6 protein-coding genes and 6 tRNA genes are annotated in these 9,600 nt (G+C 40.4%); 10 read left to right on the top strand and 2 right to left on the bottom strand.

Annotated elements, in window-relative coordinates:
• Nucleotides 1-14: 14 nt before the first annotated feature.
• From HMPREF1519_RS04540 to HMPREF1519_RS04495, 10 genes are all read left to right on the top strand, one after another.
• Nucleotides 15-95: transfer RNA gene (locus HMPREF1519_RS04540), tRNA-Tyr, on the top strand.
• Between the two features lie 5 nt (nt 96-100).
• Nucleotides 101-171: transfer RNA gene (locus HMPREF1519_RS04535), tRNA-Trp, on the top strand.
• A gap of 11 nt (nt 172-182) precedes the next feature.
• Nucleotides 183-255, top strand: a tRNA-His gene (locus HMPREF1519_RS04530).
• A gap of 8 nt (nt 256-263) precedes the next feature.
• A tRNA-Gln gene (locus HMPREF1519_RS04525) sits at nt 264-335 on the top strand.
• Nucleotides 336-344: 9 nt separating this feature from the next.
• A tRNA-Leu gene (locus HMPREF1519_RS04520) sits at nt 345-428 on the top strand.
• Nucleotides 429-479: 51 nt separating this feature from the next.
• Nucleotides 480-4,874, top strand: a complete 4,395-nt coding sequence (locus tag HMPREF1519_RS04515) for a PolC-type DNA polymerase III (protein ID WP_022496770.1) — start codon at nt 480-482, stop codon at nt 4,872-4,874.
• Between the two features lie 163 nt (nt 4,875-5,037).
• Entirely contained in the window at nt 5,038-6,279 is a 1,242-nt protein-coding gene (locus HMPREF1519_RS04510) for an aminopeptidase (protein ID WP_022496769.1), read from the top strand.
• A gap of 19 nt (nt 6,280-6,298) precedes the next feature.
• Nucleotides 6,299-6,529, top strand: a complete 231-nt coding sequence (locus HMPREF1519_RS04505; protein WP_002886331.1) for a GlsB/YeaQ/YmgE family stress response membrane protein — start codon at nt 6,299-6,301, stop codon at nt 6,527-6,529.
• 132 nt (nt 6,530-6,661) lie between these two features.
• A complete protein-coding gene (locus tag HMPREF1519_RS04500; protein WP_022496768.1) occupies nt 6,662-7,090 on the top strand; it encodes a MarR family winged helix-turn-helix transcriptional regulator in 429 nt (142 codons plus the stop codon).
• A gap of 87 nt (nt 7,091-7,177) precedes the next feature.
• Entirely contained in the window at nt 7,178-7,723 is a 546-nt protein-coding gene (locus HMPREF1519_RS04495; protein WP_022496767.1) for an NAD(P)H-dependent oxidoreductase, read from the top strand.
• 88 nt (nt 7,724-7,811) lie between these two features.
• Here the strand turns inward: HMPREF1519_RS04495 and HMPREF1519_RS04490 are convergent.
• Nucleotides 7,812-7,882: transfer RNA gene (locus tag HMPREF1519_RS04490), tRNA-Cys, on the bottom strand.
• 175 nt (nt 7,883-8,057) lie between these two features.
• A complete protein-coding gene (ahpF, locus tag HMPREF1519_RS04485) occupies nt 8,058-9,590 on the bottom strand; it encodes an alkyl hydroperoxide reductase subunit F (RefSeq protein ID WP_022496766.1) in 1,533 nt (510 codons plus the stop codon).
• Nucleotides 9,591-9,600: the final 10 nt, after the last annotated feature.

Raw genomic sequence — 9,600 nt, 5'->3', positions numbered from 1 at the left:
TTTGTTTATATTTTGGAAGGGTAGCGAAGAGGCTAAACGCGGCGGACTGTAAATCCGCTCCTTCGGGTTCGGGGGTTCGAATCCCTCCCCTTCCATAGTTACGGGCATAGTTTAAAGGTAGAACTAAGGTCTCCAAAACCTTCAGTGTGGGTTCAATTCCTACTGCCCGTGTTAGTAAAGTGGCGAATGTGGTGAAGTGGTTAACACATCAGATTGTGGCTCTGACATTCGGGGGTTCGATTCCCCTCATTCGCCTATATTTTTGGGGTATAGCCAAGCGGTAAGGCAAGGGACTTTGACTCCCTCATGCGTTGGTTCGAATCCAGCTACCCCAGTTATACTTTGCCGGCGTGGCGGAATTGGCAGACGCGCTGGACTCAAAATCCAGTGTCCGCAAGGACGTGCCGGTTCGACCCCGGCCGCCGGTATAAGTTACACTCCTTAAGGAGTGTTTTTTTGTCTATAGGAGTTTATTTTTTATGTCTGATAAATTTCAGCTTCTCTTAAAACAAATTCGTTTTCCTGAGGATCACGATGCTTTTAAAGAAATTAAAGATGGTTCTATCGAAACAGTAAAGCTATTTAAATCAAAACGCCAATGGTTCTTTGTTTTTTCTTTTCCTAGTGTTCTGTCTTATGAGTCTTTTGCTCTTTTTGATAGTTTACTTCACTCTTCTTTTAATTCTTTAGGTGCTAAAGCTTCTTTTGAGATTCGTTTAGTTTCTACTGCTTGCGATGATTCTTTACTTGGAGATTATTTTTCATATGCTTTAGATAGTTTAAAAGTGTCACACTTTTCTACTTATTCTTTATTCTCAAATCTAAAGGTTGAGATTTCGAATAATAGTATTTTTGTTAAAGCTCCAGAGCATATTATAAAGGAAAATGTACAGGATAGATTTATTTCTTTGATATCTAAATCTCTTTCTCAAGTTGGTTTATCTGATGTATCCATTTCTGTTGTCGAAGATAAGGAAGCTTCATCTTCTTTAGAAGAGGCTTACCAAACAAATAAGGTTTCTTTACAAGAACAAGCCGAGTCTCAAGCAAGACAAGCGCTTCAATCTATTCTTGAAAGTGCCCCAGCACCGAAACCTGTGACCGAACCATCACAAAATTTTGCTGAGAAACAAAGTCAACGTCAAGCTAGTTTTGATAAGGCTGAAATAACGCCAATGGTTGATATTAATTCTGAAGAAAATCGTGTTGTTTTTGAAGGATATATTTTTGATGTAGAGCAACGTGAAACAAAGACGGGTAGAATTATTATTAATTTTAAGGTAACTGATTATACCTCTAGTTTTGCTATGCAACGATGGGTCAAAGATAGTGATGAGCTCGCTAAGTTCGATATGATAAAAAAGGGGAACTGGGTTAGGGTTCGTGGCCGTATCGAGAATAATCCTTTCACTCATAGTCTGACTATGAATGTGCAAGATATTAAAGAGATTTCTCATACTCCTCGTAAGGATTTGATGCCTGAGGGACAAAAGCGTGTGGAATTTCATGCGCATACCAACATGTCGACTATGGATGCAATGCCAACTGTTGAAAATCTTATTGATACAGCGGCTTCTTGGGGACATCCAGCAGTTGCCATTACTGACCATGCTAATGTTCAGAGTTTTCCTCATGGCTACCATAGGGCTAAGAAAGCTGGGATTAAGGCTATTTTTGGTCTTGAAGCCAATCTTGTTGAGGATAAAGTTCCTATTGTTTATAATTCCCAGAATTTGGAATTAAAAGAAGCAACTTATGTTGTATTTGACGTTGAGACAACGGGCTTGTCTGCTGTTCATAATGATTTGATTCAGATTGCGGCATCAAAAATGCATAAAGGTAATATTATTGAGCAATTTGATGAATTCATAGATCCAGGACATCCTCTTTCTGCATTTACTACTGAGTTGACCGGTATTACTGATAATCATGTTAAAGGTGCTAAACCTTTAGTGCAAGTTTTACAGGAATTTCAAGAATTCTGTCAAGGAACTGTGCTAGTGGCCCATAATGCGACCTTTGACGTTGGTTTTATGAATGCCAATTACGAAAGACATCAGTTACCAACAATTTCACAACCGGTTATTGATACTTTAGAATTTGCACGAAATCTTTATCCTGAGTATAAGCGTCATGGTTTGGGGCCTTTGACGAAGCGGTTTGGTGTGGCTTTGGATCATCACCATATGGCCAATTATGATGCGGAAGCTACTGGTCGTTTGTTGTTTATCTTCATAAAAGATGTGTTTGATAAGCACGGTTTGACTAATCTGGAACAGTTGAATACGGATTTGGTTTCCGAAGATTCGTATAAAAAGTCTCGTGTCAAACATGCGACGCTGTATGTTCAGAATCAAACTGGCTTGAAGAATATCTTTAAGTTGGTAAGTTTATCAAATGTCTCATACTTTGAGGGAGTAGCACGTATTCCTCGTACGGTCTTAGATGAGTATCGTGAGGGAATCATTGTAGGTTCTGCTTGTGCAGATGGTGAGGTTTTTGATACGCTTCTGTCTCATGGTATTGACAAGGCAGTTGAAGTTGCTAAATATTATGACTTTATTGAAGTTATGCCACCAGCGATTTATGCACCATTGATTGCGAAGGACTTAATTAAGGATGAGGTGGCTATAGAACAGCTGATTCGAGATTTGATTGAAGTTGCTAATCGTCTGGACAAGCCTGTGCTTGCTACAGGAAATGTACACTATATCAACCCTGAGGATGCCATTTACCGTGAAATCATTGTTCGTGCTTTGGGACAAGGAGCCATGATTAATAGGCCAATTGGTAAGGGAGAAAATGCGAAACCTGCTCCTTTACCTGAAGCTCATTTTAGGACAACTAACGAGATGCTAGATGACTTTGCCTTTTTGGGAAAAGACTTAGCCTATGAAATTGTTGTAACTAATACGCAGGCTATGGCAGATCAAATTGAAGAGGTTGAGGTTGTCAAAAAAGACTTGTACACACCTTTCATTGATCGTGCGGAAGAACAGGTTGCGGAGATGACATATGCTAGAGCGTTTGAGCTTTATGGAAATCCTTTGCCTGATATTATTGACCTGCGAATTGAGAAAGAGTTGTCTTCAATTCTTGGTAATGGTTTTGCCGTAATCTACCTGGCTTCGCAGATGCTAGTTAACCGTTCAAATGAACGTGGCTACCTAGTTGGTTCGCGTGGATCTGTCGGATCTAGTTTTGTTGCGACGATGATTGGAATTACTGAGGTCAATCCGATGCCACCTCATTATCTATGTCCTAATTGTCAACACTCAGAGTTTATTACAGATGGTTCCTATGGATCTGGCTTCGATTTGCCTGATAAGGAGTGTTCGGAATGTGGAACGGAGTATAAAAAAGATGGTCAGGATATTCCTTTCGAGACCTTCCTAGGTTTTGATGGGGATAAGGTTCCTGATATCGATTTGAACTTCTCCGGTGATGATCAACCATCAGCCCACTTGGACGTTCGTGATATTTTTGGAGAGCAATATGCTTTTCGTGCCGGAACAGTAGGAACTGTTGCAGATCGGACGGCTTATGGTTTTGTTAAAGGTTACGAACGTGATTACAATAAGTTTTACCGTGATGCCGAGGTCGATCGTTTAGCCATGGGGGCTGCGGGTGTTAAGCGAAACACAGGTCAGCACCCGGGTGGTATTGTTGTTATTCCAAATTATATGGATGTCTATGATTTCACACCTGTTCAATATCCGGCAGATGATGTAACGGCTGCCTGGCAGACGACTCACTTTAACTTCCACGATATTGATGAGAACGTGTTGAAGCTTGATATTCTGGGACATGATGATCCGACTATGATTCGTAAGTTGCAGGATTTATCAGGAATCGATCCAAAAGATATTCGAGCAGATGATCCAGATGTAATGAAACTTTTTTCAGGGACTGATATTTTAGGGGTAACACCTGAACAGATTGGGACACCAACGGGAATGTTGGGAATCCCTGAGTTTGGGACTAACTTTGTTCGTGGTATGGTCGACGAGACGCATCCGACGACCTTTGCGGAACTCTTACAGTTATCAGGTTTGTCCCATGGTACAGACGTTTGGTTGGGTAATGCACAAGATCTGATTAAGGAAGGTATCGCCACCCTGAAAACAGTTATCGGTTGTCGTGATGATATCATGGTATACCTAATGCATGCGGGATTAGATCCTAAGATGGCCTTCACGATCATGGAACGTGTGCGTAAGGGGATGTGGTTGAAGATTTCCGAAGAAGAGCGTAATGGCTATATTCAAGCCATGCGTGAAAATAATGTTCCAGACTGGTACATTGAATCTTGTGGTAAAATCAAGTACATGTTCCCTAAAGCCCATGCGGCAGCCTACGTTATGATGGCCCTACGTGTAGCTTATTTCAAAGTGCACCATCCTATTTATTACTATTGTGCCTATTTCTCAATTCGAGCTAAAGCATTTGAGCTTAAGACGATGTCTGCAGGTCTTGATGCTGTTAAAGCTCGAATGGAAGATATTAAGGAGAAGCGCCAACGAAATGAAGCGACTAATGTTGAAAATGACTTATTTACGACGCTTGAAATTGTCAATGAAATGTTAGAACGTGGCTTTACCTTTGGTCAGTTGGATCTTTATAAGAGTCAGGCAACTGAATTTTTGATTGAAGGAGATACCTTGATTCCACCGTTTATTGCACTTGAAGGTTTGGGTGAGAATGTTGCTAAGCAAGTGGTTGCTGCGCGTGAAGAAGGGGAGTTCCTTTCCAAGACAGAATTGCGTAAACGAGGAGGCCTATCATCAACCTTGGTTGAAAAATTGGATGAAATGGGAATCCTAGGAAATATGCCAGAAGATAATCAATTAAGTCTTTTTGATGATTTCTTTTAATGGCTGAAGAGAATTGTCATCAACTTTGAGAGAATGGAGTCAGTCTCCGTTCTCTTTTTGTTTAGGGGGCTGCATGTGATGCTAAAAAGCCAAAGCTGAGAGGAAACCTTTTTCTTCGTCTTATGGTATACTGATAGAAAATTATAGTTTCAAGGAGTTAATCATGGTTTTACCAAATTTTAAAGAAAATCTTGAGAAATATGCTAAATTACTGGTTGCTAATGGGATTAATGTGCAACCTGGTCACACAGTGGCTTTGAGCATTGATGTAGAACAAGCAGAGCTAGCACACCTCTTAGTTAAAGAAGCCTATGCTCTAGGAGCAGCTGAGGTAATCGTTCAATGGTCAGATGATATTATTAATCGCGAGCGCTTCTTGCATGCTGATATGGACCGCATCGAAGAGGTTCCTGCCTATAAAAAAGCTGAGATGGAATATTTGTTGGCCAAGAAGGCAAGTCGCTTAGGTGTTCGTTCATCAGATCCAGGTGCCCTTAATGGTGTAGCTCCTGAACGTTTATCTGCTCATGCTAAAGCTACTGGAGTGGCTTTTAAACCTATGCAGGTGGCAACTCAGTCTAATAAGGTTAGTTGGACTGTAGCTGCTGCAGCTGGTAAGGAATGGGCTAAGAAGGTCTTTCCCGATGCTGCGAGTGATGAGGAAGCTGTAGATTTACTTTGGGACCAAATTTTCAAGACTTGTCGTGTCTATGAAGAGGACCCTGTACGTGCTTGGAAGGAACATGCTGATCGCTTGGATGCTAAAGCACGCCTACTCAATGAAGCACAATTCTCAGCCTTACACTACCAAGCACCTGGAACAGATTTGACTCTAGGATTGCCTAAAAACCATGTTTGGGAGTCTGCAGGTGCCATTAATGCGCAAGGTGAAGGTTTCCTTCCTAATATGCCAACAGAAGAGGTCTTTACGGCACCAGATTTTCGTCGTGCAGATGGTTATGTCTCAAGCACAAAGCCTCTAAGCTACAATGGTAATATTATTGAGGGAATCAAGGTAACCTTCAAAGATGGTGAAATTGTAGATATCACAGCGGACCAAGGTGATGAAGTGATGAAGAATCTCGTCTTCAACAATAATGGGGCGCGTGCTCTAGGTGAATGTGCTTTGGTACCAGATCCAAGTCCTATTTCACAGTCAGGCATCACTTTCTTTAACACTCTTTTTGATGAGAATGCATCCAACCACCTAGCTATTGGAGCAGCCTATGCTACCAGTGTTGAGGGAGGGGCAGACATGACAGAAGAGGAGCTTAAGGAAGCTGGTCTTAATCGTTCTGATGTACACGTAGACTTTATGATTGGTTCAAATCAAATGGATATTGATGGTATCCGCCAAGATGGTAGTCGTGTACCGATCTTCCGAAATGGGGATTGGGTAATCTAAGTATGAGGGAGAATTTATCATGATTGGAAGTATGATAGTTGGTTTTCTAATTGGCCTTATTGCCTCTGCTATATCAAATAGGGGTGAACATATGGGCTGTATTGGTAAGACCTTTGTTGGATGGCTAGGTGCTTTTGTTGGTCAGCTTCTTTTTGGAAATTGGGGACCGATGCTAGCAGATACTGCTATCGTTCCTTCAGTACTAGGTGCTGTTATCTTATTAGCCCTTTTTTGGAATCGTAATAGTTAGAAATGAAAGAGTTCTGAGGTATTGGTTAGATATCTAAGGACTCTTTTTTCTTATTTTTTCATTTTCATATACCACTTTTAGAAAAACTGTGGTAGAGTAATAAAAACAGCATCTATTTGGAAAGGACTAGAAATGAGTGACTTAGATAAAAACATGGCTGTAAAAAGTATGGTAGTTATGCGTAAGGCTTTTCGTACCATCGATGCCAAGGTTTCTGAGACCTTTAAAGAATTTAATTTGACACCAACTCAATTTGGAGTCATGGACGTGCTTAATGCTAAAGGACGTATGAAAATTGGCGAATTAATTGACTGCATGCTTGCCACCTCCGGGAATATGACTGTCGTCATTAAAAATATGGAGAAAAAAGGTTGGTTGACGCGAGAAGCCTGCCAAACAGATAAGCGTGCTTTCGAGGTTGATTTGACGGATGAGGGCCGTCGTATTATTCAAGCAGCAATCCCGCCACATCAACGAGCTATTGAGGAGACTTTTTCCGTTCTGACACCTGAAGAGCAGGCACAGTTGGTAGAGCTCCTGAAAAAATTTAAGAATGTCTGAGCATATTTCTTTATATTTCTAATGGAATTATATATATTACTATGTAGTAGTAAAAATTAATTATTAGAAATACAAAGGAAACGTATCATGAAAAACATTTTATTTATCGTTGGATCTCTTCGCAAGGGATCATTTAACCACCAATTAGCAGAAGAAGCTGAGAAAATGTTAGCTGGTAAAGCTAATGTTTCTTATCTTGACTATAGTCAAGTACCTGTTTTTAATCAGGATTTAGAAAGTCCAGTTCTTCCAGTTTTGGCAGAAGTTCGAGAACAGGTCTTGGCAGCAGACGCAATTTGGATTTTCTCACCGGTTTATAATTTCTCAATTCCTGGGCCAGTGAAAAATTTGCTTGACTGGTTGAGCCGTGCCCTTGACCTATCAGATCCTTCAGGGCCATCAGCTCTTCAAGATAAGATTGTAACCGTGTCATCAGTTGCTAATGGTGGTCACAATCAACTTTTTGATGCCTACAAAGACTTGTTACCATTTATCCGTACCCAAGTGGTTGGTGATTTTACAGCGACACGTGTAAATGATACAGCCTGGGCAGATGGGAAATTCCTAGCAACTGAAGAAGTTCTTGAAAGCCTTCAGAATCAAGCGGAAGCTTTGATTGAAGCGATTAAATAAGAATAATGAATACCCGAGGTTTCTAGCTTCGGGTATTTTTATATGCAATAATGAAAAAAAGACACCCTAAGGTGTCTTCGTATTATGAAGGCGGTAGACGGATTTGAACCGACGATCAAGCTTTTGCAGAGCCGTGCCTTACCACTTGGCTATACCGCCATAACAGATACCATTCTATCGAAAAAAAAAAGATTCGTCAAGTCTCTTTCATCAAATTGACTGGTTGATTATTCAAACTGCCTATTTACAAGAAACATAAAGAGGTTGAAAGACATTCAACCTCTTCATATTAATTATAACTGTTGAAGATAGATTACTAACACGCAAGTGTTGATTATTGTCTAATCAAGTAATCAAATGCTCCGATAGCAGCTGTAGCACCAGACCCCATGGAGATAATGATTTGCTTGTAGGCACTATCTGTACAGTCACCTGCAGCAAAAATACCAGGGATATTTGTTGAACCAAATTTATCAACGATAATTTCTTGGCGCTCATTGAGTTCAATACCACTATCTTTGAGCCAAGCAGTACTTGGTACAAGACCAATTTGAACAAAGACACCTTCAAGATCAAGATGTTTTTCTTCGTTTGTATCACGCTCAACGTAATTCAAACCAGTTACATGATCTTGACCAACAATTTCTTTGGTTGCAACGTTCTTAAGAATGGTTAGATTATCAGTTTTAGCAGCTCGTTCTTGTAAGACTTGATCTGCCTTTAATTCAGGTAAGAACTCTAAGACCGTAACATGTTTAGTAATGCCAGCTAAATCTAAAGCCGCTTCCAAACCTGAGTTACCACCACCGATAACTGCAACATTCTTCCCTTCAAATAGTGGACCATCACAGTGTGGGCAGTAAGTAACACCTTTATTGCGGAATTCTTCCTCGCCAGGAACGTTGATATTACGCCATTTGGCTCCGAGAGCCAGGATGGCAGTTTTGGATTTTAAAACGGCACCGTTAGCCAGTGTCACTTCAATAAGTTCTTTCTTTTCGATGCCAGTAGCTAATTGACTTTTGATGATATCAACATCATAAGATTTCGTATGCTCTTCAACTTGGGCCATTAACTTAGGACCTTCTGTATATAGCGTACCAATCATGTTCTCAATGCCGACTGTCTCGATAACTTGTCCACCAAAGGTTTCTGCTAAAAGACCAGTTTTTAAACCTTTACGGGCAGCATAGATGGCCGCACTGTTTCCAGCAGGGCCACCACCAATAACCAAAACATCATAGACACCTTTATCAGCGAAAGCATCAGCATCAAGTGGTCCGTCCAATTTTTCTACAAGCTGTTCAATGGTTGCACGACCAGATGTAAATTCTTCTTGGTCTTTGTAAACCGTAGGAACAGACATGATACCTTTAGCTTTGACCTCATCCTGATACATCCCACCTTCAATCATGGTGTGAGTGATATTTGGGTTCAAAACAGCCATTATATTAAAGGCTTGAACAACGTCTGGACAATTGTGACATGTTAATGAAACATAAGTCTCTAAATCGATGGTTTTATCAATCTTCTTGATACGTTCGATAGTGTCCTTATCAACTTTAGGTGGACGACCAGAAACTTGCAAGAGAGCTAAAATGAAAGATGTGAATTCGTGGCCCATTGGTAAGCCTGAGAAAATAACACGACTTTTTTGCCCTTTTTGTGTAATACCAAAACTAGGTTGACGTTTTAAATGTGTTGATTCAAGACTAATACGGTCAGACATAGCGGCAATCTCGTCTAGAAATTCTTTTACTTTTCGAGAATTATCGTCATCCCCTAAATCCGTTTGTAATACAATATCAGATTCTAGTAAATTTAAATATTGTGCTAATTGCGTCTTGATTTCTTTATCTAAGACCATGGATACCCCC

The sequence above is a fragment of the Streptococcus sp. SR4 genome (assembly GCF_000517725.1).
Taxonomy (GTDB): domain Bacteria; phylum Bacillota; class Bacilli; order Lactobacillales; family Streptococcaceae; genus Streptococcus; species Streptococcus salivarius_F.
The sequence above is the reverse complement of the archived record's forward strand: the minus strand, read 5'-3'. Positions and strand labels throughout refer to the sequence as shown.